This window comes from Streptomyces sp. V2I9 (assembly GCF_030817475.1).
Taxonomy (GTDB): Bacteria; Actinomycetota; Actinomycetes; order Streptomycetales; family Streptomycetaceae; genus Streptomyces.
Genome location: NZ_JAUSZJ010000002.1, coordinates 2,696,607 through 2,721,998, shown reverse-complemented (window position 1 = coordinate 2,721,998; position 25,392 = coordinate 2,696,607). Strand labels below are relative to the sequence as shown.

At 72.8% G+C, this 25,392-nt stretch carries 20 protein-coding genes and 1 tRNA gene; 12 read left to right on the top strand and 9 right to left on the bottom strand.

Going from position 1 to position 25,392, the window contains the following annotated elements; translation table 11 throughout:
* Positions 1-81: 81 nt before the first annotated feature.
* A complete protein-coding gene (locus tag QFZ71_RS11840; protein ID WP_307668206.1) occupies positions 82-1,974 on the top strand; it encodes an MFS transporter in 1,893 nt (630 codons plus the stop codon).
* 103 nt (positions 1,975-2,077) lie between these two features.
* Here QFZ71_RS11840 and QFZ71_RS11835 read toward each other — a convergent pair whose 3' ends face one another.
* Positions 2,078-2,875: an ATP-grasp domain-containing protein gene (locus QFZ71_RS11835; protein WP_307668205.1), complete on the bottom strand. Its 798-nt coding sequence runs from the start codon at positions 2,873-2,875 to the stop codon at positions 2,078-2,080.
* A 257-nt stretch (positions 2,876-3,132) separates the two neighbouring features.
* Between QFZ71_RS11835 and QFZ71_RS11830 the strand changes: the two genes are divergently transcribed.
* Positions 3,133-4,011, top strand: a complete 879-nt coding sequence (locus tag QFZ71_RS11830) for an aminoglycoside phosphotransferase family protein (RefSeq protein WP_307668204.1) — start codon at positions 3,133-3,135, stop codon at positions 4,009-4,011.
* 573 nt (positions 4,012-4,584) lie between these two features.
* Positions 4,585-5,922 (top strand): YncE family protein, encoded by a 1,338-nt coding sequence (locus QFZ71_RS11825; protein WP_307668203.1) that lies wholly within the window; start codon positions 4,585-4,587, stop codon positions 5,920-5,922.
* Between the two features lie 745 nt (positions 5,923-6,667).
* Here QFZ71_RS11825 and QFZ71_RS11820 read toward each other — a convergent pair.
* Positions 6,668-6,740, bottom strand: a tRNA-Arg gene (locus QFZ71_RS11820).
* Between the two features lie 218 nt (positions 6,741-6,958).
* Here QFZ71_RS11820 and QFZ71_RS11815 point away from each other — a divergent pair.
* The 3 genes from QFZ71_RS11815 to QFZ71_RS11805 all read left to right on the top strand — a co-directional run bounded on the left by QFZ71_RS11815 (position 6,959) and on the right by QFZ71_RS11805 (position 9,462).
* The gene (locus QFZ71_RS11815; RefSeq protein ID WP_307668202.1) at positions 6,959-7,333 is read left to right on the top strand and encodes a PadR family transcriptional regulator; all 375 of its coding nucleotides are present in this window, start codon (positions 6,959-6,961) and stop codon (positions 7,331-7,333) included.
* Positions 7,330-7,905, top strand: coding sequence for a hypothetical protein (locus tag QFZ71_RS11810; RefSeq protein ID WP_307668201.1), 576 nt, complete (start codon positions 7,330-7,332; stop codon positions 7,903-7,905). Before QFZ71_RS11815 ends, QFZ71_RS11810 begins: the two co-directional genes overlap by 4 nt.
* Positions 7,906-8,130: 225 nt before the next feature.
* Positions 8,131-9,462 (top strand): class I adenylate-forming enzyme family protein, encoded by a 1,332-nt coding sequence (locus tag QFZ71_RS11805; protein ID WP_307668200.1) that lies wholly within the window; start codon positions 8,131-8,133, stop codon positions 9,460-9,462.
* Positions 9,463-9,590: 128 nt separating this feature from the next.
* Here the strand turns inward: QFZ71_RS11805 and QFZ71_RS11800 are convergent, their stop codons facing one another.
* Complete coding sequence (locus QFZ71_RS11800; RefSeq protein WP_307668199.1) at positions 9,591-10,868, bottom strand: M6 family metalloprotease domain-containing protein; 1,278 nt, start codon at positions 10,866-10,868, stop codon at positions 9,591-9,593.
* A 523-nt stretch (positions 10,869-11,391) separates the two neighbouring features.
* On the opposite strand from QFZ71_RS11800, the gene QFZ71_RS11795 reads away from it, so the two are divergent.
* Both QFZ71_RS11795 and QFZ71_RS11790 read left to right on the top strand, forming a co-directional pair.
* The gene (locus QFZ71_RS11795) at positions 11,392-11,982 is read left to right on the top strand and encodes a TetR/AcrR family transcriptional regulator (RefSeq protein ID WP_307671423.1); all 591 of its coding nucleotides are present in this window, start codon (positions 11,392-11,394) and stop codon (positions 11,980-11,982) included.
* 234 nt (positions 11,983-12,216) lie between these two features.
* On the top strand, positions 12,217-13,758 hold the full coding sequence (locus tag QFZ71_RS11790; protein ID WP_307668198.1) for an MFS transporter: 1,542 nt from the start codon (positions 12,217-12,219) through the stop codon (positions 13,756-13,758).
* 52 nt (positions 13,759-13,810) lie between these two features.
* On the opposite strand, the gene QFZ71_RS11785 is transcribed toward QFZ71_RS11790, so the two are convergent.
* Positions 13,811-14,323 (bottom strand): MarR family winged helix-turn-helix transcriptional regulator, encoded by a 513-nt coding sequence (locus tag QFZ71_RS11785; RefSeq protein ID WP_307668197.1) that lies wholly within the window; start codon positions 14,321-14,323, stop codon positions 13,811-13,813.
* A gap of 261 nt (positions 14,324-14,584) precedes the next feature.
* On the opposite strand from QFZ71_RS11785, the gene QFZ71_RS11780 reads away from it, so the two are divergent.
* Positions 14,585-15,367: a dioxygenase gene (locus QFZ71_RS11780; RefSeq protein ID WP_307668196.1), complete on the top strand. Its 783-nt coding sequence runs from the start codon at positions 14,585-14,587 to the stop codon at positions 15,365-15,367.
* Positions 15,368-16,009: 642 nt separating this feature from the next.
* Positions 16,010-17,011 (top strand): RNA polymerase sigma factor RpoD/SigA, encoded by a 1,002-nt coding sequence (locus QFZ71_RS11775; protein ID WP_307668195.1) that lies wholly within the window; start codon positions 16,010-16,012, stop codon positions 17,009-17,011.
* Positions 17,012-17,220: 209 nt separating this feature from the next.
* Here QFZ71_RS11775 and QFZ71_RS11770 read toward each other — a convergent pair whose 3' ends face one another.
* Entirely contained in the window at positions 17,221-18,270 is a 1,050-nt protein-coding gene (locus QFZ71_RS11770) for a YafY family protein (RefSeq protein ID WP_307668194.1), read from the bottom strand.
* 62 nt (positions 18,271-18,332) lie between these two features.
* Here QFZ71_RS11770 and QFZ71_RS11765 point away from each other — a divergent pair, with 62 nt between their 5' ends.
* Entirely contained in the window at positions 18,333-19,907 is a 1,575-nt protein-coding gene (locus tag QFZ71_RS11765) for an MFS transporter (RefSeq protein WP_373465109.1), read from the top strand.
* Positions 19,908-19,965: 58 nt separating this feature from the next.
* On the opposite strand, the gene QFZ71_RS11760 is transcribed toward QFZ71_RS11765, so the two are convergent.
* Entirely contained in the window at positions 19,966-20,721 is a 756-nt protein-coding gene (locus tag QFZ71_RS11760; RefSeq protein ID WP_307668193.1) for a DUF6227 family protein, read from the bottom strand.
* 396 nt (positions 20,722-21,117) lie between these two features.
* Complete coding sequence (locus QFZ71_RS11755; RefSeq protein ID WP_307671421.1) at positions 21,118-22,155, bottom strand: P1 family peptidase; 1,038 nt, start codon at positions 22,153-22,155, stop codon at positions 21,118-21,120.
* Between the two features lie 649 nt (positions 22,156-22,804).
* On the opposite strand from QFZ71_RS11755, the gene QFZ71_RS11750 reads away from it, so the two are divergent.
* Positions 22,805-23,035, top strand: coding sequence for a hypothetical protein (locus QFZ71_RS11750; RefSeq protein ID WP_307668192.1), 231 nt, complete (start codon positions 22,805-22,807; stop codon positions 23,033-23,035).
* A 207-nt stretch (positions 23,036-23,242) separates the two neighbouring features.
* Here QFZ71_RS11750 and QFZ71_RS11745 read toward each other — a convergent pair whose 3' ends face one another.
* Both QFZ71_RS11745 and QFZ71_RS11740 read right to left on the bottom strand, forming a co-directional pair.
* Positions 23,243-23,752 carry a hypothetical protein gene (locus QFZ71_RS11745; RefSeq protein WP_307671420.1) on the bottom strand — a complete coding sequence of 170 codons (510 nt, stop codon included), beginning with the start codon at positions 23,750-23,752 and terminating at the stop codon, positions 23,243-23,245.
* A gap of 687 nt (positions 23,753-24,439) precedes the next feature.
* Positions 24,440-25,375 carry an S-methyl-5'-thioadenosine phosphorylase gene (locus QFZ71_RS11740; protein ID WP_307668191.1) on the bottom strand — a complete coding sequence of 312 codons (936 nt, stop codon included), beginning with the start codon at positions 25,373-25,375 and terminating at the stop codon, positions 24,440-24,442.
* Between the last annotated feature and the right edge of the window lie 17 nt (positions 25,376-25,392).

Here is a 25,392-nt window from a genome sequence, read left to right as displayed (position 1 = left end):
TCTATGACAGGGATACGTGCCGGAGGTACGTGTTAGCGTCCCCGAAAGGTACGGGGCCGGCGCAGGACGGGGAGAGCCGTAGTGACCACCGCGGAGCCGAAGCCCGGCCGCGAGGCGGACGAGACCACGGGCGCCGGGGGAGAGGCCCTGCACGTCCGCGTGCCGTCCCCCCGGACCCCCGAGTCCTTTGCCTCCCCCCGGCCCGCCGGGACTCCTGCCGCGCGGGCGGTGTCCCCGGCCACGCCCGAGACCTCGCGCGAACGGGCGCACCGGCTGCTCCGCCACCCCGTCACCATCGCCACGGCCGCCGCCGCCGTACTGCACGTGCTCTGGTTCTTCTTCTTCGCCAACACCGGCGGGGACATCGCCGCGCAGGACGCCTGGGCCGAGTTCGTGGGCCGGCACCCCGGTTCCGCGTACAACCTGGCCTGGTACGGGGGCATGCACCCCGTCTCGTACAGCGTGGTCTCGCCCTACCTGATGTCCGTGCTCGGCGTCCGGACGACGATGATGATCGCCGGCACGGTCTCCTCCGGGCTGACCGCGCTGATCCTCGTGCGCGTCCCGGCCGTCCGCAACCCGCTGGCCTGCGCGCTCGCCGGGGTCTTCGCGTTCCTGTGCAACGCGCTGTCGGGCCGGGTGACGTTCGGGCTCGGCATGATGTTCGCGGTCGGCGCGGTGGCGGCGGTGTTCTGCTGGCCGTACCGGTGGCGGTACAAGCGGTGGGCCAAGGCCGCCGTCGCCGCCCCGCTCGCCGCGCTCGCCACCGCTTCCAGCCCGGTCGCCGGCCTCTTCCTCGGGGTCGTCGCGGCAGCGCTGTTCCTCCACAAGCGGCGGCCCGGCGCGTACGCGATCGGGCTCGCCCCGGTCGCCGTGGTCGGCCTGTCCGCCTGGCTGTTCCCGTTCTCGGGCACGCAGCCGATGTCGCTCGGGACGCTGTCGCTGCCGTTCCTCTTCGCGGTGCTCGTCTTCGTCCTCGTCCCGCGTGACTGGAGCACGGTCCGCACCGCCGCCGCCGTCTACGGGATCGGCACGCTGCTCACGTACGTCGTCGACTCGCAGATCGGGTCGAACATCACGCGGATGGCGATGCTGTTCGCCGGAGTGGCGCTGCTCGCCGCCCTGCCGTACACGGTCCCGCGCAGCCGCCGCTGGTATGCCCTCGTCCTGGCCTTCGCGGGGCTCAACTTCTGGATCGGCTTCAAGAGCGTCGACGACATCGTCCGCACCGCCCCCGCCGCTTCCTGGAACCGCGAGCTGGCCCCGCTGGTCAACCAGCTCCAGCAGGTGGGGGCCGAACGCGGCCGGGTCGAGGTCGTCCCCGCGAGCAGCCACCGCGAGTCGTCGGCGCTCGCCCCGTACGTCCAGCTGGCGCGCGGCTGGAACCGCCAGGCCGACATGGAGCGCAACCCGCTCTTCTACGACGACACGCTGGACCCGGTGAACTACCGGGAGTGGCTGGACCGCTGGGCCGTGCACTACGTGGTGCTGCCCAAGGACCGGCCGGACAACGGGGCGGTCCAGGAGGCGGAGCTGATCGAGCAGGGGCAGCCGTACCTGCGCGAGATCTGGGGCGACGAGAACTGGAAGCTGTACCGGGTGCTGGACCCGGTGCCGCTCGCCGACCCGCCGGCGACGGTGGAGCGGGCGGGCGCGGGCGGGGTGACGATCACCGTGAAGTCGGCGGGCCGGGTGCTGATCCGGATCCCGTACACGCGGTGGCTCGCCCTGGTCGACGAGGACGGCAGGGCGGTGCAGCGCCCGCAGGAGACCGAGGAGTCGAAGCAGCGGTCGCAGGAGGACGAGACCGCGCCCAAGACCTATCTCAACACGCACGGCTGCCTGAACAAGGTGGAGGAGGGCCCGTACGGCGACGAGTGGACCGAACTGCTCGCGCCGCGACCGGGCGTGTACCGGCTGACGGCCCCGTACCAGTTCCAGCCGGGCACGCCCTGCCCGGAGGAGCTGAGCTGAGCTTCGGGGCCGGCTGATCCCGGCCGGTTGATCCGGGCGAGGCGGGCCCGCCGGTCCGCAGCCGCCGATTCCGGTCCGGGCCCGCCGGTCCGGGGTGCTGCGCTCAGCGCAGGAATCCGCGATCGTACGGTGACAGCTCCGCGAGGGGCCCGGCGGCGCGGAGGACGGTGTCGAGGGCCCTCGCCGGTTCGGCTTCGTAACACCCGCTGGCCCAGGCGGCGTTGGCTTCGACCACGGCCCAACGTCCCGCGTCGTCCCGCCCGACATCGACGACGACGGCCGAAGGCAGGCTGTCCCCGGCGGCCGCGAGCACGTCCCGCCCGAAGGCGAGGGCGTCGTCGGATGCGGGCCCGAGCCGGAGCCGGCCGCCCTCGGCGTACTGCCCGGCCGTGTGGACGGCCCCGTCGAGCAGGTGGAGCCGGTACTCGGCGGCGAACGTCATCACGTCGCTCACGAGCACGACGGCCGCCGGATCCACGGCGTCCGGTCCGGGCAGCCGGGACCCGTCCGCGTACACGAGCGCCGGAATGCTCTTGTCGTTGGGTGACTTGACGAAGGCGGGGCGGCGCAGCCGGTACGCCTCCCCGATGGGCACCGCCCGGACGTCCCGCCGGGTGAGGGCCCGGGGGAGCCGCGCGAGCCAGTCGGCGGGAGCCTCCAGCAGGGCGATGCCGAGCGCGGGAGCCACGACATCGGCGAAGGAGGGCCCGGCGTGCAGATGCACGGGAGCCCGGTCGCCCCCGTCGCCCGCCACGCAGCCCGGCAGGGCCGCCCGCTCCGGTACGGCGGAGGCGGTCGCCTCCACGACGCGCAACCCGCGCCGTAGCGCGGCGGCGCGCACCGTACGGGCGGACGCGGTGAGCCGGGGCGGGAGGACGAGGGTGCGCGGCGGACGGGTCATGGCCGCAGATCCTCCCGTACGCGGTCCGCGAGGCACAGCGGATTTTCCGGGGGCGCGGGGGTGCGGCGTCGTCCGGGCGCGCCGCCGGTGGGGCAACGGGGGCTTCCGGGCGTGTGGCTGGCGGGGCCACGCGCCTTTCCGCGCGTGCGACCTGCGGGGACACGGGATCTTCCGGGCACGCGACCTGCGGGGGCGCGGCGGGTTCGCGGTCGGCCGGCTCGTCGTGCGCACCGGGGCGGAACTGGTTCGATCGTCGCATGATCATTGAACCGTCGTTCGTACGTGGCCTGGTCGCCGCCCAGTTCCCGCAGTGGTCGGACCTGCCCGTGGAGGCGGTCGATGCCTGCGGGACCGCGAACGCGATCTACCGCCTGGGCGCGGACATGACCGTACGGCTGCCGCGTACCGAGGGCAGCGCCGCGGACGTGGCGACCGAACACCGCTGGCTGCCGCGGCTGGCGCCGCGGTTGCCGTTCCCGGTGCCGATGCCGCTGGCACAGGGCGTACCTGCCGAGGGCTTTCCCCGGCCCTGGTCGGTCTGCACCTGGCTGGACGGCGTGAATCCGGCGCCCGGCGACGCCACGTCGTCCTCCGACCTGTTCGCCGCGGACCTGGCGGAATTCGTGCTGGCGCTGCGCAGGATCGACCCGGCGGACGCCCCGCCCGCCTACCGCGCCGCACCGCTGGCCACCCGCGACACGGTGACCCGCGAGGCGCTGGCGAGCCTGGGCGGGGTCGTGGACGCGGAGGCCGCCACCACCGCCTGGAAGGGGGCGCTGGCCGCCCCGCCCGGCACGGGCCGGCCGGTCTGGGTGCACGGGGACCTCCAGCCGGGCAACGTCCTGGTCGCGGACGGCCGCCTCACCGCGGTCATCGACTTCGGCTGCACCGGCCTGGCCGACCCGGCGGTCGACCTGATCGCGGCCTGGTACCTGCTGACGGCCGACGCCAGGGAGACCTTCCGTACGGCGCTCGCGGCCGACGCCGCCGCCTGGGCGCGGGGCCGTGGCTGGGCACTCTCCATCGCCCTGCTGGAACTCGCGCACTACCGGGAGTCGAACCCGGCGATGGCCCGTAGCGCAGCCCACGTGATCGACGAGGTCCTGGGAGATCCGCTCACGGGCGGGGCGGGGTGAGCCGCCGCCGGGCGTTCCTTCCGGCGACGTACCCCCCGATGCCCAAGCCGGTCCCGACCGGTGTCAGCAGTACCCCGAGGGCTCCGAGCCCTCCCGACACCGCCGGAGCGGCGAAGCCCTCGCGCACGCGCCCGATCACACCAAAGGCTGCGGCGCTGCCCGACTGCTCGTCGAGGAAGAACCGCGAGTCGTACGAGTTCCCCCGGTGCCCCCCACCGCCAGGAGCAGCCCGAGGGGTATCAGTACCCGCGCCGCGATTCTCAGCCCGCTGCCGGCTCCCCGCTGCCGCATGAACACCCTCCCCTTGAAGCGCCCGGGTCCGGGCGGACCAGCAGAGGTCAAGCGGTCACGCGGACCGTGATCACTCCGGGGGCGACGCCCTTGAGCCGGGTCCGGCGGGTGGTCACCTGTTTCCGGCGGGAGGGGGACGGGTCGGCTTCCGGCCGCTCGCCCGGCCGGCGGCCGACGCGGAGAGACACCGGCGCGACCTGCACAGTGACATATTTCCACCGCTCAGCGCTCTTGTACCGGGGGGCCGAAAGCGGCCATCCCGTCATGAGGAGGCTTGTTCACTTGCGCATCCACAAACGCGCCGCCGCCGTGCTGGCAGTGGCACTGATCGGCTCGCTGTCTCTGGCAGGGGCGGGGGCCGGAACGGCCGCGGCCGAGGAGACGAGCGTGGCGCTGCCCAGCGCCTCGTTCCGGGACATCGTCGTCGACGGAGTGCACGACCGGGTGTTCGTCAGCGATCCGGAGGGTGGCAGCGTCGTCGTCACCGACTACTCGGGTGCGGTCGTCCAGCAGATCACCGGCGAGGAGGGGGCTGCGGGCCTTGTGCTCTCGGCGGATTCCACCAAGCTGTACGTCGCCCTGTCCACGGCCGACGCGATCGCCGAGATCGACACCGCCACCCTCACCGAGACCGGCCGCTATCCGACCGGGACGGACACCTCGCCCCAGACCCTGGCGATGGCCGGCGGCAAGCTGTGGTTCGGCTACACGGTCGCCAGTGCCGGCGGCATCGGCTCGCTGGACGTGGCCTCCGCGGCCCCGGAAGCGACGCTCGTGCCCAGCGGGCGCTTCTGGCACTACGCCCCCGCCCTGGCGGCGTCCCCCGCCGACCCGAACGTCCTGGTGGCGGGCGAGGAGGGGGTCAGCCCGGCCTCGCTGGCGGTCTACGACACGGCGGCGGGAGATCTGCGGAAGCGCGTCGAGCGCTCCTTCATTTCGGCCCCGTCGATCTCGTACCTCAACGATTTCGCGGTGACGGCGGACGGCCAGAACATCGTCGTCGCGGCGAACAACCCGTCCGAACACCAGGTCATCCGGCTGTCGGACCTGTCGTCGAACGGCTTCCACTCGAGCTGGCAGTTCCCGAACGCGGTGGCCGTGGCGACCGACGGAACGGTCGCGACGGGCGCCGAGGGCGACTTCGTCAAGACCTACCGCCCGGGTACCACCTGGCCGGCGTTCCGCGAGTACGTCGTGAACAACCTCCAGCGGGACGGTCTCGCCTGGGCACCGGACGAGAACCGTCTCTTCGCCATCACCGGCTTCTCCTACGGCAGTGCCCCCACGCTCCACGTCCTCCCGGACGCCGGCAAGCTGGACACCACCCTCAGCCTCCAGGCACCCGCGACGTCCCCCAGGGGCAAGGATCTGACCGTCACCGGACAGCTGTCGGCGGCGGAGCCCTTCCCGGCCGGTACGACGGTGGACGTGACGCGCACCGACGCGGCACACCCGGCCGGAACTCCGGTCGGCGCCTTCCCCGTCTCCGCGTCGACGGGCGAGTTCATGATCACGGAACGCCTGCGCGAGACGGGCGACGTGACCTACACCGCCACCTACAAGGGCGACGGCCTGCACCGCTCCGCAACGGCTCAGGCGACGGTCACGATCACCAAGTAGCCGCTTTCAGCACCCGCACCGCCCCCGGACCGGCCAGGAATACCGTGGCCGGTCCGGGGTCCGGCGTCACGTCGGCCTCCGAGACTCCGTGGTCCGGAAGGCCGACGTCGTCCTTCCGGGGAGGGCGTGTGCGGCAGGGCAACTGCCCGACGCACCACGTGCGGACGAGGCCCGCCCCCGGTGACATTTCCACGCCGTCGGGCGCAGGGACGAAGGGGCGTGTCTCACCAGGCTTTTGTACGGACGGTGAAGGGCATGATGAGGGACCATGGACCGCTGGACGCCTGGGCGCAGCCTTCAAGCGGGCACGCGCCACTCATCAACCACCGCTGACGCAGGACGACGTGCAGCGCGCCCTCGCCGCCTCGGTGGCCACTGTGCGGAACATCGAGCGAGGCAAAGAGTTCAGCCGTATCACGCCGACGCCCGCCTGGTCGGCTGGGCAGATGACAGCGTGGACCAGGTGCTGGCCGGCGGTGAGCCGGTCATCGCCGTCGGGGGGGCACGCGGTCCCCGAGCAGCGTGCACCCGTGCCGGACGGGCTCCCCCTCCGGATCGCCGAGGAACTGGCCGCTGGCCAACTTCTTCAAGGGGCCGTAGGAGGAATTTAGGAGGTGTGCCCTCGTAGGGATGCTGTACCCAGGGTGTACCGAGGTGGCGGTCAGCGTGCAGCAGCAGGCAACGAAAAGGGCCCCGCACCCGGCCTGACCTGGCCGGACGCGGGGTCCGATGCTGGTGAAGAGTGTGCCCCCGGCAGGATTCGAACCTGCGACACCCGCTTTAGGAGAGCGGTGCTCTATCCCCTGAGCTACGAAGGCCGGTACTCATGGCGGCCCCAGCCGTGCGGGCCGGGGTACCGCCGCCAGTGTAGCGGGTGGGGCGGCGGCCGTTCTGCGGGTTGGTGGTCACATGTGCGGGGCTGTGTCAGGGCGTCGGTGCGGAGCGGGGTGTCCAGGGGGCCGGTGGGGGGGCGAACGATCCAGGCGGTCGGAGGGGGCTTGCCTTCGGCCTTGTTTCGTCGGGTACTGTGTATCGCATGGAAGCAGGCGATGCGAGCAAGCAGGCGCGGGCAGCCGCCCAGCTGCGCAAGGGAGTGCTGGAGTATTGCGTGCTCGCACTGATGCGGGACCGTCCTCGTTACGGTGTCGAGCTACTGCGCGAGCTGGAGGGGTCCGGGGCCCTGGCCACCAGTCAGGGCACGGTCTACCCGCTGCTGTCCCGGCTCCGCCGTGACGACCTGGTCACCACCTCCTGGCAGGAGTCCACCTCCGGCCCGCCCCGCCGCTACTACGCGCTCACCGAGAGCGGCAGGGCCGCACTCGACGAATTCACCCGCGTCTGGCCGGACTTCCGCAACGCCGTCGACGCCTTCCTGACCGCCCCCCACACCTCTGCCGGAGACCTCGCATGAAGACGACCGCCGACCCCGTACGCGACTACCTCGCCGCTGTTGAGCGGGAGGCTTCCGCACTTCCCGCCGGCCGCCGGCAGGAGCTGCTCGCGGACCTCGCCGAGCACATCGAGGTGACGCGTGCGGAACAGCCCGCGGTCGCGGTGGGCGACATCCTCGCGGGCCTCGGGGACCCGCGGACGATCGCGGCCACGGCGCTGGCGGAGGCGGGCATACAGGGTGCCGCCGCACCGGCCCGGAGCGGCAAGGTGCACCCGATGGTCCCGCTCCTGATGCTCACCGTCCCCTACTTCCTCGCGATGCTCCTCCCCGACGTGCCCGCCGCGCAGTTCTGCAGCGGTCTGTTCCGCATCGTCGGCGCGGTCCTGCTGTGCACCTCGGTGCACTGGGCCCCGGTCCGGAAGGTCGTCGGCGTCCTGCTCACCGCCGTTCTGCCGAGCATCGCCATCATCATCTGGGACCAGACCACCATCGCTCCGGCAGGCGACACCCCGGCCCTGGTCGCCAACCTGATCGCCCTCACCGTGATCGCCGGTACGTCGGCCTGGCTCTGGCGGTCCCGCAGGGCCTGATCCCGAACGCGTACCACCACGTCGCCCTGCCCGGCCCGCAACTCCCGGTCGCGCAGGGCGACGTGGTGTGCGGGCCCACTGCCGGGCGGGCCGGGTGGCCGGGTGGCCGGGCCGCGCTGTCCGGCGGGGTCGGGCGAGTGCCCGCCCCGGGGCGGTCTTGGCGGCGGGGCCCCGCCCGCATAGCGTCACGTGCGTCAGTCAGCGCCAGTGCGAGAAGGGCCGTCCGTGCCGCACATTCAGCCGCCCCCGCCCCCGCCCCCGCCGTCCCCGGCATCCGAGGACGGCGCGGAGCGCGCCCGGCGCGCCGCGCGTATCGAGGCGTCCCTCACCGCGCCCGGCGCGCCCTTCGCGGTGGTCGTAGGGGAGCGGGGGGTGCCGGAGTACGCCGACGGGCCCCGTACGCTCCGGGAGTTCGTGGAGACCACCTGGGCCTACAGGGACGCACCGTTCCTGATCACGGGTGAACGGACCTGTTCCTACGGAGAGTTCTTCGCCGCGGCCTCCGCCCTCGCCGTACGCCTGCGGGAGCGGTACGGCCTGCGTTCCGGGGACCGGGCCGTGATCGCGCTGCTCAACCTCCCGGCATGGCAGATCGCTTTCTGGGCAGCCCAGTTGGCCGGACTCGTCGCCGTGCCCCTCGATGTCCGGTGGACCGAGGGCGCGTTCGTCCAGGTCCTCGACGACTGCGAGCCCGCCGTGCTCCTCGTCGACGGGGAGCGGCTGGAGCGGGCCGCCGGGTGGGCCCGGCGGGCCGGGGCCCGCGTCGTCCTCCTCCCCGGTTCAGAGGGGGCGGGGAGCGAGGCTCCGGGGCTGCGCATCGAGCGGTACGAGGAGTTCCCCGCCCCCGACCCGCTGGCCGCGCCGCCCGACGTGGAGCCCCGGCCCGAGGACGACGCCACGATTCTCTACACCTCCCGCACGGCGGGCCGAACCAGGGGAGCGGTGGCCACCCACCTCGCGCAGGCCGGGGCCGCGATCAACCCCCGCTACCACGCAGCGGCCTCCGCCCTGGCGCGCGGTGACATTCCGGGGCTGGGTTCCGCTCCGGTCGTCCGGTTGACGTGCCCGTTCCCCGATCCCGCCGCGTTCACCGTGCTCTACGGGGCGATGGCGGTCGGAGGGGCCATCGACCTGACCGACGAACCGGCGGCAGCCGGCCCGCCGGTGGAACGGACCGGCGAGCCGGGCGGGGGCGCCTCGCAGGGCACCGGTGCGCTTCCCCTGGGCGGCTACGGCCTCGCCGAGACCGGCGGCACGGTGCTCGCGTCCTTCGGCGACGGCGACGGCGACGGCCTCGGTACCGGCGCCGGCGCCGGTGGCGCGGGCCGTCCCACCCCCGTGACCGAGGTGTGGATCGCCGGGCCGTCCGGCGAGGGGCTGCCCGACGGGGAGGAGGGGGAGCTGTGGTTGCGCGGCCAGTCGCTGTTCCGCGGCTACTGGCGTGACGCTGCCGCGACCGAGGCGGCCTTCGGCGACGGCGGCTGGTTCCGTACGGGGGACCGCGCCGTGCTCCGTGAGGGGTGGGTCTCGATCGTCGGCCGGACCGGGGGCGTGTGACCCCTCAAGCCAAGCCCCCGCCCGCCTCACGGGCCGGGCCTCACACAGGCGTGGCCCTCGCCGGGGACCCCCTCACGGGCGGGCCCTTCACAGGCGTGACCCCCGCCGGGGCCCTGACCGGCATGCCCCTACGGCCGCGTGACCCGTACTCGGTAGTTGCCGTCGTCGTCCTCGTCCAGCACGGATATCCGTACGCCGTTGGCCCGGTCGGTGAAGGTCTGGCCGGGGCGGAACGGGGCATCGGAGAGTTCCGCGTGCACGTTGGGGCGGCGGGTGCAGCCGCCGCTGTCCTCGGTGGCGTCGGCGACGGAGACCGGGCCCTGGCCGGTGTCCACGTCGGAGCTGACCTTGTAGATCAGCACTCCGGGCCGGCAGACCGCCTCGTCGTTGCCCGCCGCTGTACGGACCTCCACGGCGTAGCCGGACTCCGCGCTCAGCGGGACGAACGCGAGCTTGGGTCCGCCCTCGGTGGCCAGCGGGCCGAGCGTGTGATCGCTGACGCCGGGCCGGGAAGCGCAGCTGATCTGTTCGTTGTCGAGCCAGCCGAGCTTCCACTTGTGCCAGGCCAGGAAGTCGTTGTTGGCTCCCCAGTCCTCCGACATGATGTCCCAGTGCCCCACCGAGCCGCCGCCCTCCATCGTGTAGAGGTCGGGCAGCCCGAAGACGTGGCCGTTCTCGTGCGGCAGGACGCGGTATCCGGTTCGGGCGTACGACCCCGAACCGTCGTCCTGGCGGCTGTAGACGAAGGATGTGTTCGAGAGCGGTACGCCGTCCGCCTCCGGGGCCTCGTCGTTGCCGGAGAAGGTCACCGAGAGAACGGTGTCCAGGGCGGAGGGGCCGGCGTTCGGGGTGACGAGGACGTTGATCAGGTCGTACGCCGAGAAGTCGACCCGCGGGTCGGCGGCCGCGACGATGTCCTTCACGAGCTGGCGGTAGCCCGGCTCGAACGGTGAGCCGCGCTCCATCCCGTACTCCGCGAACGGCGCGGGCATCCGCAGCCAGTCCTGGACGGGGGCCTCGGACCGGTAGTCGAGCCGCCCGTACGAGCTGGTCCTGAACCAATCGGAGGTCTGCGGGAAGAATTCCGCGTACCGCTCCGCCGCCGGTTCCGTGCCCTCCGCGTCCGGGAAGTCGATCATCAGGTTGAGTGCCCTGATCTTTCCGGTCGACCGGGCGTAGCCGGGCGGCGTCGGCAGGCCCTCGGACATCTGTACGCCCATGGCGGCGGAGATCCGGCACGGCGCGAGCGCGGCGTCCGGCGTGGTGGCCGCCGGGCCCGCCGAGGCGCGGCCGCCGGTGGGGAGGGTGGTGCTGGCTGATGCCATGGCCGCTATGACCAGTGCGGTCGCTCCGATCAGGGCGATCGGGCGGCGGTGTCTGCGTATCCGGTGGCGGGGCTGCTGCATAGAGGCGCCTTCGGGGTCCGCGGCAGCCGGCCGTCCCCTGACTGCGCTCTGGCGATCAGCCTGGGCCGGAGGGCCCGCGGGCGCTCGCTGGGTGCGCCGATCGGAGGGTTTTCACCCGGAAGAGGTGTGACATGGATCACTCCAGGTGGCGAAATAAGCGGGGATCCTCTCCCCGTTTGCACAGATGTCCCCGCTGAAGCGGGGGAGTGGTCCCCGGTTACGAGCCGGGGGTCGGTCGGCCGTTCAGGGAGACCCGCCGCACGGGGAACCCGCTGCACAGGGAAGGGGGAAGGTCGTCATGGAGTCCGGGAGCGTCGTGAAGGACGGAATCGTCACGGAGGTCGCCGCTGGGGCCGCCGCCAGGAGTGCCGTAAGCACCAAGGGCATCAGGGGCACCAGGGATGCCAAGGCCACCGTCAGCGCCAAGAGCGCCGTCAGCGCCAAGGCCACGGGCGGCACCAAGAGCGACAAGGGTGCCGCCTCCACCGCACCGTGCCGCACACCCCGCCCGCGGGCCGACGCGCTGCGCAACCGTGAGCGGATCATCGCCGCCGCGCGCGAGCTGTTCGTCGAGTTCGGCCCCGACGTGGCGCTGGACGACGTCGCCCGCCGCGCGGGCGTGGGCAACGCCACGCTCTACCGCAACTTCCCCGACCGAGCCGCCCTCATCCACGAGGTCGTCCTCGCCGTCACCTCCCGCACCACCCTCCGGGCCGAAGAGGCCGTGGCCGCGGAGTCCGACCCGTTCGCCGCGCTCAGCCGCTTCGTCCACGCGGCCGCCGACGAACGGGTCGGCGCCCTGTGCCCGATGATCTCCGGCGTCTTCGACAAGGACCATCCCGACCTGCTCACCGAGCGCCGACGCCTCGAAGAGGCCGTCGAAGGGCTCGTCGCGCGCGCCATGTCCGCGGGGCGGCTGCGTACCGACATCGCCGTCGGTGACGTACTCGTCGCCCTCTCCCAGCTCACCCGACCGCTCCCCGGCATCGCCTGCCAGGGCATCGACCGGTTCACCCACCGTCATCTGCAGCTGTTCCTGGACGGGCTGGAGGCCCCGGCCCGCTCCGAACTGCCCGGCTCGGCGGCGACCTTGGAGGACCTGCGGCGCTCCTGACGTCCGCGCCGACCTGAAACCTTCCGGCCCGCCGCCGCTCCTCGGCTTCTTCCCACTCCCGAGCACCGGCCCTCCTCTCCTTCCTCTCACTCGAACACCTCGACACCGCCCCGTACGCCCCTGTCACGTACGGGCGGCCCACGCAACCGTCGCGGGTACGCCCCAGCGCGTACCGCCGACGCCGACCTCCGCGGTGCCCTCGGCGCCCTCGCACGCCCCTAGGTGGCTACTCCCATGTCAAAAACTGCCGGTACGTCGCGCATCGCCGATGCCGCTCTTCCCGATCCGAGCCGCTGGAAAGCCCTGGCCTTCATCGCGCTCGCCCAGCTGATGGTCGTCCTCGACGCGACCATCGTGAACATCGCGCTGCCCTCCGCCCAGACCGACCTCGGCATATCCGACGGCAACAAGCAGTGGGTCATCACCGCCTATGCGCTCGCCTTCGGCGGTCTCCTCCTCTTCGGCGGCCGGATCGCCGACCTGTGGGGCCGCAAGCGCACCTTCGTCGTCGGCCTGATCGGCTTCGCGCTGGCCTCCGCGCTCGGCGGGGCGGCCCAGAACGAGGCGATGATGTTCGGCTCGCGCGCCCTCCAGGGTGTCTTCGGCGCCCTGCTCGCCCCGGCCGCCCTCTCCCTGCTCGCCGTCATGTTCACCGACGCCAAGGAGCGGGCCAAGGCCTTCGGCATCTACGGGGCCATCGCCGGTGGCGGTGGCGCGGTCGGGCTGATCCTCGGGGGCTTCCTCACCGAGTACCTGAACTGGCGCTGGACGTTCTTCGTCAACATCCCGTTCGCCGTCGTCGCCGCCGCGGGAGCGTACTTCGTCATCCGCGAGCCCTCCGGCGCCCGCAACCGCGCACCGCTGGACATTCCCGGCGTCGTCCTCTCCACGCTCGGCCTGGTCGCCCTGGTGTACGGCTTCACCCGCGCCGAGTCGTCCGGCTGGTCGGACGGGCTGACGATCGCCATGTTCGTCGCCGCCGTCGTGCTGCTGCTGGCCTTCGTGGTGACCGAGGCGCGCGTGAAGTCGCCGCTGCTGCCGCTGCGCGTCCTCACCGAGCGCAACCGCGGCGGGGTCTACCTCTCGCTGGGTCTCGCCATCATCGCGATGTTCGGACTGTTCCTCTTCCTGACCTACTACCTCCAGGTCGTCAAGGGCTACTCCCCGGTCAAGACCGGCTTCGCGTTCCTCCCGATGATCGCGGGCATGATCACCGGCTCCACCCAGATCGGGACCCGGCTGATGACCCGTGTCCCGCCGCGCCTGCTGATGGGGCCGGGCTTCCTGGTCGCCGCGATCGGCATGCTGCTCCTGACCCAGCTCGACCTGAACACCAGCTACGCGGCCGTCATCCTGCCCGGCATGCTGCTGCTCGGCCTCGGTATGGGTACGGCGTTCATGCCGGCGATGTCCCTGGCCACGCACGGCATCGAGCCGCGTGACGCGGGGGTGGCCTCCGCGATGGTCAACACCTCACAGCAGGTCGGCGGCGCGATCGGCACGGCCCTCCTGAACACCATCGCCGCGAGCGCCACCACCGCGTACGTCGCCGACCACGCGGCCCGCGCCACGGACCCGAAGCTCCTGGAGCTCCAGGCCATGGTCAGCGGTTTCGCCGCGGCGATCTGGTGGGCGGTCGGCATCCTCGTCGCCGCCGCCGCCATCGCCTTCGCCCTGATCAACACCGGCCGTCCCGGTGCGGGGCCGGGCGCGGCGGACGGTGCGTCCGACGCGGGGGCCGAGGAGGAGTTCAGGATTCCGGTCGTCGCCCACTGACGACCGCCCTGCCCTGCCCCGGTCTGCCCTGGTTCCGCTCAGCGAGCCCCGCTCAACGGAGCCAGGGCAGATCCGCGTCCGCGCCCTCCGGCTCCAGGCCGGACGCGAGCACCCGCATGATCTCGCCGAGGCTGCTCACCTGCTCGGGCGTGAGCCGGTCGAACATCGCCTGCCGTACGGCCTCGACGTGGCCCGGCGCCGAGCGGCGGAGCATCGCGTAGCCGTCGTCGGTGAGCACCGCGTTCTGGCCGCGCTTGTCGGAAGGGCAGTCCTCGCGGCGTACCCAGCCGTTCTTCTCCAGCCGGGCGATGGCATGGGAGAGCCGGGACCGGGTGATCTTCGCGTTACGGGCCAGCTCCGTCATCCGCATCCTGCGGCGCGGGGCCTGCGAGAGCTGGACGAGCAGCCCGTAGTAGGTGTGCGGCATCCCGGCGTCACGTTGCAACTGGCGGTCGAGATGGTCCTCCAGCAGCGTGGTGGCATGCAGGTAGGCGCGCCAGGTGTGCTGCTCCTCGTCGGTGAGCCAGCGTGGCGCGCCGGTGGATGCCGTGGTCATGTACTCCACTGTACGACCTTTTCTTGAAAGTTTAACTAGATAGGGCTAAGGTCTCCGGAGAGGAACTTGAAGTTTCAAGAAGCCTGCCCCGGGAGAGCCCCGTAGAGGATCCGAAGGAACTCCCGCAAGGTTTCCGCAGGACCCCTGAACAACGATCCCCCGGATGACCTCGGGGAACTCCTGCTCTGACGAACTCGTGACCGGATCCGGATCTCCCGGCGCCCCCGTGGGGCCGCGCGGCCGGCCCCGTGTCCCGTGGATGGGAGTGTCATGACAGCCACCGCGGAGCGCATGCCCGCCCTCTACCTCTCGCACGGCGCGCCGCCGCTGGCCGACGACCCGGTCTGGCCCGGCCAGCTCGCCGCCTGGTCCGCGGAGCTGCCGCGCCCGCGCGCGATCCTGATGGTCTCCGCCCACTGGGAGGAGGCCCCGCTCGCCCTCGGCGCCACCGAGACCGTGCCGCTCGTGTACGACTTCTGGGGCTTCCCCGAGCACTACTACCGGGTGCGGTACGGAGCCCCCGGCGCTCCGCGGCTCGCCGACAGCGTGCGCAAACTGCTGCGCGGGGCCGGAACCCCGGTCCAGGACATCCCGGACCGGGGGCTCGACCACGGGGCGTACGTCCCGCTGGTCGAGATGTTCCCGGACGCCGGCATCCCCGTACTCCAGATCTCCCTGCCGACCCTCGACCCGCAGAAGCTGATGGACATCGGGCGCAAGCTCGCCCCGCTGCGCGACGAGGGCGTGCTCATCGTCGGCAGCGGCTTCTTCACCCACAACCTGGCCGCCCTGCGGCACCAGGGCGGTGGCGTTCCCGCCTGGTCGGCGGAGTTCGACGACTGGGGCGACCGTGCGCTGAGGGCCCGGGACGTCGACGCACTGATCGACTTCGAGCACACGTCCCCGGCCGGCAGGCTCGCCCATCCGCGCACCGAGCACTTCGCACCGCTGTTCGTGACGCTGGGCGCGGCGGAGGGCGAGCTGGACCGGGGGCGGAGCGTCATCGACGGCTTCTGGATGGGGCTGGCCAAGCGCTCGGTGCAGTTCGGCTGATCACCGCTGCGTGGCCCCCGCGACGACCGGCGGCGGGGGCGGCGCGGATCGGGTTGCGGTCCCGGCGTCTCCCGGTCCGGAGTCCCGGGCCGGGGCGTCGCGGGCGCCGGGAGCGTACGTCGCGGGCACCGGGGCCGCACGTCGCGGACGCCGTGAGCAACCCGAACGCCGCCCCGGCCGTCTTTCGAGACGGAAAGGGGGGTTCGGCTCGTCGGGCACAGCCCGTCGGGGCCCCGGCCTCACCGGACACCGCCCACCGGATTTCGGCCTCACCGGAGACCGGCCCTACCGGACGCCGGGCGGCCGGGCGCGGCAGCCGGTCCGCGGCTCGGCGGGGGCCGTCCGGGGGAGGGCGAGCGGGTGCGGGGCGGGCACGTAGGTGAGCTCGGTCTCATGGACGCGTCGATCGCGGGTATCCGGCCGAGGAGCCGGAAAGGGGTCGGATCGGCCTCGATGCCGGCTCTGACCTGCGCTTCCGGGGGTACCTGGAGGCGGCGTCCAACGGTCGGCGCCGGACAGGGTACTGCATGATCGCGAAAATGAATGTGCGGCATGGGAATTCTGTCCGGATTCCAGTCGTTGTTTCCATCGGATGCAGGGCACCCGGAAGGGTGTCGCGACCTACTCAGCAAGGGAGCACGCATGGCAGCCCGTGCCGTCGCCCGTCGTACGTCCACCGCCTCCGGTGGGACCGACCGGGCAAGCAGTGTTCGCGCCGTGGGCGGGGAGATCGCCGATCGCGACCTGGTCGGCATGTACCTGGACGAGATCGCCCGCACCCCGTTGCTCGACGCCGCGAAGGAAGTCGACCTCTCCCAGACCATCGAGGCCGGTGTCTACGCCCAGCAGATCCTCGACGGCGAGGTGGAGAGCGCCGCCGGGGGTGCGAAGCGTGAGGAGCTGGAGGCGCTGGTCGCCGAGGGCGAGCGCGCCAAGGACATATTCATCCGTTCCAACCTCCGGCTCGTCGTCGCCGTGGCCCGCCGCTACCCGCGCGCGGGGCTCCCTCTGCTCGACCTGATCCAGGAGGGCAACGCCGGCCTGGTGCGCGCGGTCGAGAAGTTCGACTACGCCAAGGGCTTCAAGTTCTCCACGTACGCGACCTGGTGGATCCGGCAGGCCATCACCCGGTCCATCGCCGACCAGTCCCGCACGATCCGGCTCCCCGTCCACCTGGTGGAGGAGCTCGGCCGGATCCGCCGGGTCCAGCGCGAGTTCAACCGTGAGCACGGGCGCGACCCGGAGCACGCGGAGATCGCCGCCGAGCTCGACTCCAACGCCGAGCGCGTCGGGAACGTGCTGGACTGGGCCCGCGACCCGGTCAGCCTCAACATGTCCGTGGACGACGACGGCGACACCCAGTTCGGCGACCTGCTGGAGGACACCTCCGCCGTCTCGCCCGAGCAGTCGGTGATGACCCTGCTCCGCAGCGAGGAGCTGGAGGACCTGATCGGCAAGCTCGACAACAGGACCGCCTCCATCATCAAGATGCGGTACGGCATCGAGGACGGGCGCGAGCGGACCCTGACCGAAGTGGGCAAGCAGCACGGCCTCACGCGGGAGCGGATCCGCCAGATCGAGAAGCACGCGCTGCTCGAATTGAAGCGAATGGCGCACGACACGGGCTTTGACGCTGTGGCCTGAGCCCATAACCCCGTAATCTCCCCATCAAGCCGGTTCGCACCGGCCGACCGACCGGGTCCTTCCGGTCGACCGACCGGTTTTCCGGTCCCCGAGCTGAGCCCCGGCGCCCACCCCCCCCGGCGTCGGGGCTCACCCCTGTTCCGGGCCCGCCCCCCGGCGCGGGTGCCGCACCTGCTCCAGGCATGTTTCCCGGGCCGGGGTGCGCGGGGTCATCGGGGTCGGGACGCGCGGGTCAGCCGGGAGCCCAGGTTCTCGAGGTACTCCACCAGGTGCGGAGGCCCCTGCGCGGAGAACTCGCAGTCCACCAGTGCCAGCCGCAGCGCCACCCACTCCAGCGAATCGGTGCACGAGGATCGCAGCCGGCAGCCGCCTTCCCCGTCCGGTTCCGGCGTGCCGAGGTGCGCGGGCAGCCGCGCCGCCACGAACTCCGCCGGTGCGCCGAACCACACGTCGAGCCGCAGCTCCGGCTGCATCCGCCGCATCGAGCGGGTCAGGAACGTCGCCGCGTCATCGCCCCCGCCCCCCGCCCCGTCCGGCCGCGCGCCGTCTGACCGCGTCCCGTCCCCACCGCTTCCCGCAGGTCCCGGCGCGTCGTCGACGGGCAGCGGCCTCGGTGTGAACCGCGCCCCCGTCGCGTACGGCTCGCCGACCCGGTCCACCCGGAACGTACGCCAGTCCTCCCGCCCGAGGTCGTACGCCACCAGGTACCAGCGCTGCCCGGCGCTCACCAGCCGGTACGGCTCGACCTGGCGCTTCGTCCGGGTGCCGTCGCCGCTGCGGTACGCGAACCTCAGCCGCTCCCGCCCGGTCGCCGCCGAAGCCAGCGTCGTCAGGGTCCGCGGGTCGATGGTGGATCCGTCGCCCCTGGTCAGCGCCACCGTGGCGTTCTGGAGGGCGGAGACCCGGTGCCGTAGCCGGGAGGGGAGCACCTGTTCCAGCTTCGCCAGCGCCCGCACGGACGCCTCGTCGACGCCTTCGATCGCGTGCCCCGCCCCCGCGCGCAGCCCGACCGCGATGGCCACCGCCTCCTCGTCGTCCAGCAGGAGGGGCGGCATGGCGGCGCCCGCCACCAGGCGGTAGCCGCCCACCGAGCCGCGCGAGGCTTCGACCGGGTAGCCCAGGTCGCGCAGCCGGTCGATGTCGCGGCGGATCGTGCGCGGGCTGACGTCGAGCCGCTCGGCCAGTTCGCCGCCCGGCCACTCGCGGGGGGTCTGGAGGAGCGACAGCAGTTTCAGCAGTCGTGCCGGAGTGTCAGTCATGGCACCCAGGGTGCCGAACCAACAGGTCATGATCTGACCTATTGGCTGTTTAGGTTTCTGCCATGCCTTCTTCCGCACCCTCGCCGCTCGCGGCACCACAGCTCGATCCGTCCGCCTCGGCCCCGCCGACCGGACCGGTCACCACGACCAGGCCGGCCGCCCCGGTCACCGGGGTCGCCCCGGCCGCCGGGACCGACCGGCGGCGCTGGTTCGCGCTCGCCATCGTGATGACCGCGGCCTTCATGGACCTGGTCGACGTCACGATCGTCAACATCGCGATCCCCAGCATCCAGCAGGAGACCAAGGCGTCGGTCTCCGCGATCCAGTGGATCACCGCCGGTTACGCCCTCGCGTTCGCGGCCGGGCTGATCACGGGCGGCCGGCTCGGCGACATCTACGGGCGCAAGCGCCTTTTCCTCATCGGCATCGGCGGTTTCACGCTGGCCTCGGCGCTCTGCGGATTCGCGACCGGCCCCGAGATGCTGGTCGCGGCCCGCATCCTCCAGGGGGCGACGGCCGCGCTGATGGTGCCGCAGGTCCTGTCGATCGTGCACGCCACCTTCCCCGCGCACGAACGCGGCAAGGTCTTCGGACTCTTCGGCGCGATCGTCGGGCTCGGCGCGGTCTCCGGTCCGCTGCTCGGCGCGCTGCTCACGCAGGGGGACTTCTTCGGGCTCGGCTGGCGGCCGATCTTCCTGATCAACCTGCCCGTCGGCATCGCGGGACTGATCCTCGGCGCGAAGTTCATCGGCGAGTCGAAGGCGCCCGCGGCGGTCCGGCTCGACCTGCCGGGCGTCGCCCTGATCACCCTGGCCATGCTGATGCTCATCTACCCGCTCACGCGGGGGCACGAGCTGGGCTGGCCGCTCTGGGGCCACCTCTCCATGGTGGGGAGCCTGCTCGTCTTCGGCGCGCTGGTCCGGTACCAGCGGCACAAGGCGATGACCGACGGCTCGCCGCTGATCGAACTCTCCTTGTTCCGGATCAAGAGCTTCGCCGCCGGCATCGCCGTGCAGCTGACCTTCGGCGTCGGCCTCGGCATCTTCTTCCTGGTCTGGACCCTGTACATGCAGACGGGGCTCGGCTGGAGCGTGCTGCGCGCCGGTACGACGGGCGTCCCGTTCTCCGTGGCCGTCTCGGTGGCCGCCGGGATCTCCGTACAGAAGCTGGTACCCCGTTTCGGCCGCAAGGTCCTCCAGGCCGGCGCGCTCCTCATGATCGCCGGTCTGCTGATCTACCTGTGGGAGAGCGAGCGGTACGGCATGGGCATCACATCCCTTCAGATGGCTGTTCCGCTGGTGGTCATGGGCGTGGGGATGGGGCTGATCGTGGCCCCGCTGACCGACGCGGTGCTTTCCGACGTGCCCAAGGAGCACGCCGGTTCGGCATCCGGCCTGATCAACACCGTGCAGCAGATGGGCACGGCGCTCGGCCTCGGCCTGGTGTCCGTCGTCTTCTTCGGGGCGATCGGGGACCGGCTGGCGCCCGCCGAGGTCGGTCCCGCGTTCGTGGACGCGTTCCAGCAGACGCTGTGGTGGGTGGCCGGAGTGCTCGCGGTGATCTTCCTGGTGATGTTCGCGCTCCCGGCCCGGTCGCGCGCCCACGCGGACGGCGAGGCCGCGGCGGACGCGGCGTGACACCCGGCGAGCGGCGGAACCCGTCCTGCAGCGGTCAGGCGGGGCGGGTTCCGCAGGGTCAGCAGATCCGTGCGCGGCTCTCCATCGCCGCGCGGGCGGTCTGCTCGTCCTCGTACACCTCGCACATGTGACGGCCGTCGGGCGTCGCCGTGTGCTCGACCTCCCAGAGGCTCGTCTCACTGCCGTCCAGCAGCAGGAACGCGTGCTCGTAGAGCGTGAATCCGGCCGACCGGCCATCGACATCGCACTGGCGCCCGAAGATCTGGGTGATGTGGTGGGCGAAGGCGGCCCGGAGCAGCCGCGCCTTCTGTTCGCCCGGCCGGTCGGCGTTCTCCGCGCGGCGCAGCACCCGGCGGGCGTGGTCCGCCGAGTTGTCCGGTGAGTACGTGCGGGGGAGCGCGGTCGGAGGTGCGGACATCAGCACCGTCAGCATCTCCAGGTCTCCCGGCGCCTCCTGCCCGCCCTCGTCACCGAAGAACGGGGAGTCGGAAAAGCCTCCGGCCAGCCGGGACGCTGCGATACGGGCGTCGCCCTCCTCGTCGAACACCTCGTGCCGAGGAGGGTTCCGCACGTCGCGGCCCTCGCTGTACACCAGCTCCCACAGCGTCAGGGCGGAGCCGTCGGCGAGGAGATATGTGTGCCGGTAGGTCTCGCGGTGCAGCTCCGCGCTGTGGTGCGACGAGTGCAGCGAACTGCTGTGGGCGAGCGCGGTACCGAGGCGGTCGACCGTGTTGTCGGGCAGGTCGAAGGAGTTGAGGGCGCGTCGCAGGAGTCGGTCGAGGTGGTGCTCGGTTGTCTCGTACGGATCGCTCAAGGTGGTGTCTCCAGGCCGTCGCCGCGTGTTACTTGGTGCGTGCTCAACGTAGTCCCTGGGTCCGACATCGTGACCGGGGTTCATAAAAACGTAAGGCCCACGCAGAAAGTTCCCCGCTTGTTCCCGGCGCATTTCGGGCGGTTGGGGGTGAACTCCCGTGCAGGAGTGGGGAGTCGGCCGTTCTTCGCGCGCCCCTCCTGCACCCCGAACGCGCCCCCACCTGGCCTCCCGCTCCTGCCTTTCGCTCTCCCCGTGCGCCCCTCAAGCTCCCTTCCACTCGATCCCGCCGTGCGCCCCTGCCGCTCCCGCTTCTCCTCCTCCCCGTGCGCCTCTCCCGCTCCCGTCCCCTCGATCTCCCCGTGCGTCCCTCCCCCCTCGCTTCGTCTTCCCGTGCGCCTAGCCGTACAGCTCCGTGTACGAGAGGGTCCTGCCGCCCGGACTCCGCGTGCTCCGGGCCGCGCGCACGGCCTTCACGATGGCGCGCGCCAGGACATCGGCGCCCGCCGCCAGGATCTCGTTGACCGCACCCGGATCCCCCGTCGGCACCGGCTTCTGCCCGGTGGCCAGCGTGAACACGGTGTCCCCGTCGGTCAGCAGATGGACCGGGCGCACCGCGCGCGCCAGTCCGTCGTGCGCGGTGCCCGCCAGTTTCTGGGCCTGCGCGCGGGTCAGGTCGGCGTCCGTGGCGACGACCGCGATCGTCGTGTTGAACGGCGGCACCCCACCCCCGGCCGCCTCCGTCTCCTCCCGCTCCCGCGCGAGACGTCGTACCGCCGCCGCGTGGACCCCGGCCGGGGGATGCGCCGGAGGCTCTTCCGCCCCGTACTCCCCGAACAGCACCCCGGTCCGGGGGTCCACCACGGCGCCCGCCGCGTTCACCGCGACGAGGGCGGCCACCGTGACCCCGGAGGCGAGGCGGACGCTCGCCGTGCCGATGCCGCCCTTGAGCTGGCCGGCCACCGCGCCGGTACCCGCGCCCACACCGCCCTCGGCCACGGGCGCACCGGGACCCGTGGCGGCCGCCGCCTCCACCGCGGCGCGGCCGGTCGAGGCGTCGGGACGGGCCCGCCAGTCACCGCCCCGGCCGAGGTCGAAGAGGGCGGCGGCGGGAACGACCGGCACCACCTGGGCCGGGTCGGCCCCCACCCGGACTCCCCGGCCCTGCTCCTCCAGCCAGGCCACCACGCCGGAAGCTGCGTCGAGTCCGTACGCGCTGCCACCCGTGAGCACGACGGCGTCGATCCGCTGCACCAGGTTGCGGGGGTCCAGCGCGTCCGTCTCCCGCGTGCCCGGCCCACCGCCCCGTACGTCCACAGCGGCCACGGCCCCGCCCTCGGGTGCCAGGACGACAGTCGTGCCGCTCAACGCACCCGCCCCGGAGACCTCGGCGTGCCCGACCCGGAGGCCGGCCACATCGGTCAACGCGTCCACCATCGGCGCACCCTCCGCCGCGGCCCCCGGCGCCCCCGTCCCGGAGCCGGCGGTGGCAGCGGAGTCGGGGGCCTCGGCGTCCCCGGCGCCTTCGGCTCCCTCGGTCCCAACTTCACCGGCGGCCCCGGCTCCGGCGCCGGAACCCCCGAGGCGTGCGGTCTCGTCGGTGTTCTTCGGCTCCACGGGTCCCCCAGGGTCCACGGATGTCATCGTGCGGCTCCTCCGGTCGGGTAGGGGCCCGCGAGAACGCGGACCGATGCGCTGCGAACGTACCGGCGGCACGAACCCGGCGCGCAAGCCCCCGCTCGGATCGGCCGCCGCCTTCAGTCACCCGCTCGGACCGGCCGCCGCTGTGAAGCATCCGCCCGGATCGGTCCCTGCGCGCCCCCGCGCAAGCCCGTCCCCCACCCTCCGGCCCCCCGCCCACCCCTCCTCTAGGTCAGCGCATCCCCGCCCCTACGGTTGACGGTCCTGACCGACGCGTGGACGCCGGGTAGCACCGGTACGGCCGAAGGGGGCCGACCGCGTCCGCCTTCCTTCTCGTCCCTCGTCGTGCCCGGCTCGTGGGTCCTCGATCCGAAGTCCGCCGGCCTCCGCCTCCCCGGACCTACGGCGGCCCACCCCTCGCGGTGGGCCGCCGTACCCTGGAGATATGAGTGCCGCCCCCGCCCCCCGACCGCGCGATGCGAAGCAACAGGAGCAGCAGCCGCAGGATCGGCAGCCCCGCGAACCGAAGCCCAAACCGGTTCTGATCTTCGACGATCCGCTGGACCGGCAGTCGGCGGACGATACGGACCAGGGATGGGGCGAGCGGCCTCCGGCCGGCGGCAGCGCCGCAGATCTGGCGCGTTTCCTGGACGAGAAGCCGCCCCACCACATCTGACGGGCGGCCCGGCGAGTCACCCGCCCTCGCGCGGGCTCGGAGCGACGGCCCTGTCGGCACCGCCCGGACCGCCGCGCGGGAACGGGCAGGGCCGGTCGGCGGGGCCGCCGCCCAAGGCCGGTCCGGGTCGGCTGGACGTCCTCCAGCCCACCTGCGAGCCCCTTTCCGTCGGTGAACGGCGGACACGCCACAGTGGGCCCCTTCCCATCAGTGCCCATCCGACACCGCCACGGCGAGCCGCCCCGAAACCCCCGCGCCCAGCAGCGCCGTGGCCGTCGACCGCTCCACGGACAACACCACCAGCGTCCCGGCACGCGCCCCGGCCCCCGGCCCCGATACGACGCCATCGTCCACCGTGTCCTCACCGGCCCCCGCCCCCGCTCCCGCTCCGGACGCCGGCACCTTCGCCACCCGCGCCCCACGGGCCACCACCCGTGCTTCGCCGCCCGCGTCACCGACCGCGATCACATCGACCCGGTCGCCCGGTCGCAGCAGCCGCACCGTCTCCGGGTCCGCGACCCGCACCGGGGCGGACACCAGCCGCACGGACGCCCGGCCGGCCCCCGGCGGAGCCGTCGCCGACAGCCGGGCCTCCCCGTCGGCGCCGCTGAGGCCCGTGGTGGCCAGTGCCGCTCCCGCCAGCGCGAGACCCGTCGCGGCCGCGCGCCGCTGGCGGCGCAGCATCCGGCGGAGCCGGTCCGGGCCACCGCCCCGCACCCGCAGCGGAGCGAACGGCCCCACCCCGCACGGTGCGGGCACCGGCGACGGCGGCCGGGGCGGCGGTTCACCGCGTCCCCCGAAGGCGGAAGCGGGAGGGGAGCCGGTAGGAGATGCCGAGACGGCGGGGGAGCGCTGCCCCGCGTGCGCGCACCAGGAGGGGGTGGAGGGGAGGGGCGAAGCGGACGCGGGCGTGGGCGGAGACGAGGACCGGGACATGGCACCACCTGGGATCGGGCCGACGTGCGCAAGGAGAAGCGCAGAAAAGCAGGAACGTGCGCAAAGGAGAAGCGCCGGGAAGCAGGAAAAGGGGAGTCCGTTCCGGTTGATCCGGCCGAACTCCCCTTACTTTCCACGGTCCGAGCAGATCCCGCTGAGGCCTGTGGACAGCCTCTGGGATGGGGAAAAAACCGTCACCCGATCCGGTGAGGGCCCCCGGTCCGGCCCGGTCCCGCCCCGTCCGGAGGGGAGGCGGCAACCCGCTACGGCGTCCGGCGCGGCAGCCTGCGACAGCACCTGGTGCGGCAGACAGGCAGACAGGCAGACAGGCGGACCGCCCCGCACCGGGGCCCCGCACTGAAGCCCCGCGCCGACACATCACGACCCCCGCCCGTGCCGACACATCACGACGCCCGCCTGTGCCGACGCGTCACGCCGACGCGTCACGCAGACCCGCTGCGGTCCCCGCTACGGCAGCGCGATCCCCGTATCGATCCCGTCCAGCGCACGGGCGCAGGCGCAGTCGCGGCTTTCCGTCTTCGGCAGTCCCGCCACCGCGTCGAACAGGACCGAGCGGAGCCGGTCCACGTTGGCCGCGAACACCTGGAGCACTTCCTCGTGCGAGACGCCCTCGCCCGCCTCGGCCCCCGCGTCCAGATCGGTCACCAGGGTCATCGTGGTGTAGCAGAGTCCCAGCTCACGGGCGAGGACCGCCTCCGGGTGCCCTGTCATGCCCACGACCGACCAGCCCATCGCCGCGTGCCAGCGCGACTCCGCGCGCGTCGAGAACCGGGGGCCCTCGACCACCACCAGAGTGCCGCCGTCCACCGGCTCCCACTCCCGTCCGCGAGCCGCCGCGAGCGCCGCCTTGCGGCCCTCGGGGCAGTACGGGTCGGCGAAGCCCAGATGCACGACGTTGGGCACGGTTCCGTCGAGCCGGGGCTCACCGTCGTAGAAGGTCTGCACGCGGGTCCTGGTGCGGTCCACCAGCTGATCGGGGACGAGCAGGGTGCCCGGTCCGAACTCCGGGCGCAGCCCGCCCACCGCGCACGGCCCGAGCACCTGCCGGACTCCTACGGAGCGCAGCGCCCACAGGTTGGCCCGGTAGTTGATGCGGTGCGGCGGCAGGTGGTGGCCGCGTCCGTGGCGGGGCAGGAAGGCGACCTTCCGGCCGCCGAGCTCGCCCAGGAAGACCGAGTCGCTCGGCTTGCCGTAAGGGGTGTCCACGGAGACCTCGGTGACGTCCTCCAGGAAGGAGTAGAAGCCCGAGCCGCCGATGACACCGATCTCCGCCGCGCCCTCGGCACCCGCCGTACCCGTGCCCGCCGCGCCGGTACGTGTCGCCGCCGCGCCCGTGCTCGCCGTACCCGTACCGGAGCCCGTGTCCGTATGTGCGTTCGCCATGCGGTCACCGTATCCGC

Coding starts and splice junctions, on each gene's coding strand:
- QFZ71_RS11790 (WP_307668198.1), top strand. CDS start 12,217: ATGTCAAAAACTGCCGGTACGTCGCGCATCGCCGATGCCGCTCTTCCC.
- QFZ71_RS11810 (WP_307668201.1), top strand. CDS start 7,330: ATGAAGACGACCGCCGACCCCGTACGCGACTACCTCGCCGCTGTTGAG.
- QFZ71_RS11750 (WP_307668192.1), top strand. CDS start 22,805: ATGAGTGCCGCCCCCGCCCCCCGACCGCGCGATGCGAAGCAACAGGAG.
- QFZ71_RS11740 (WP_307668191.1), bottom strand. CDS start 25,375: ATGGCGAACGCACATACGGACACGGGCTCCGGTACGGGTACGGCGAGC.
- QFZ71_RS11775 (WP_307668195.1), top strand. CDS start 16,010: ATGGCAGCCCGTGCCGTCGCCCGTCGTACGTCCACCGCCTCCGGTGGG.
- QFZ71_RS11815 (WP_307668202.1), top strand. CDS start 6,959: ATGGAAGCAGGCGATGCGAGCAAGCAGGCGCGGGCAGCCGCCCAGCTG.
- QFZ71_RS11765 (WP_373465109.1), top strand. CDS start 18,333: ATGCCTTCTTCCGCACCCTCGCCGCTCGCGGCACCACAGCTCGATCCG.
- QFZ71_RS11835 (WP_307668205.1), bottom strand. CDS start 2,875: ATGACCCGTCCGCCGCGCACCCTCGTCCTCCCGCCCCGGCTCACCGCG.
- QFZ71_RS11830 (WP_307668204.1), top strand. CDS start 3,133: ATGATCATTGAACCGTCGTTCGTACGTGGCCTGGTCGCCGCCCAGTTC.
- QFZ71_RS11770 (WP_307668194.1), bottom strand. CDS start 18,270: ATGACTGACACTCCGGCACGACTGCTGAAACTGCTGTCGCTCCTCCAG.
- QFZ71_RS11780 (WP_307668196.1), top strand. CDS start 14,585: ATGACAGCCACCGCGGAGCGCATGCCCGCCCTCTACCTCTCGCACGGC.
- QFZ71_RS11800 (WP_307668199.1), bottom strand. CDS start 10,868: ATGCAGCAGCCCCGCCACCGGATACGCAGACACCGCCGCCCGATCGCC.
- QFZ71_RS11755 (WP_307671421.1), bottom strand. CDS start 22,155: ATGGTGGACGCGTTGACCGATGTGGCCGGCCTCCGGGTCGGGCACGCC.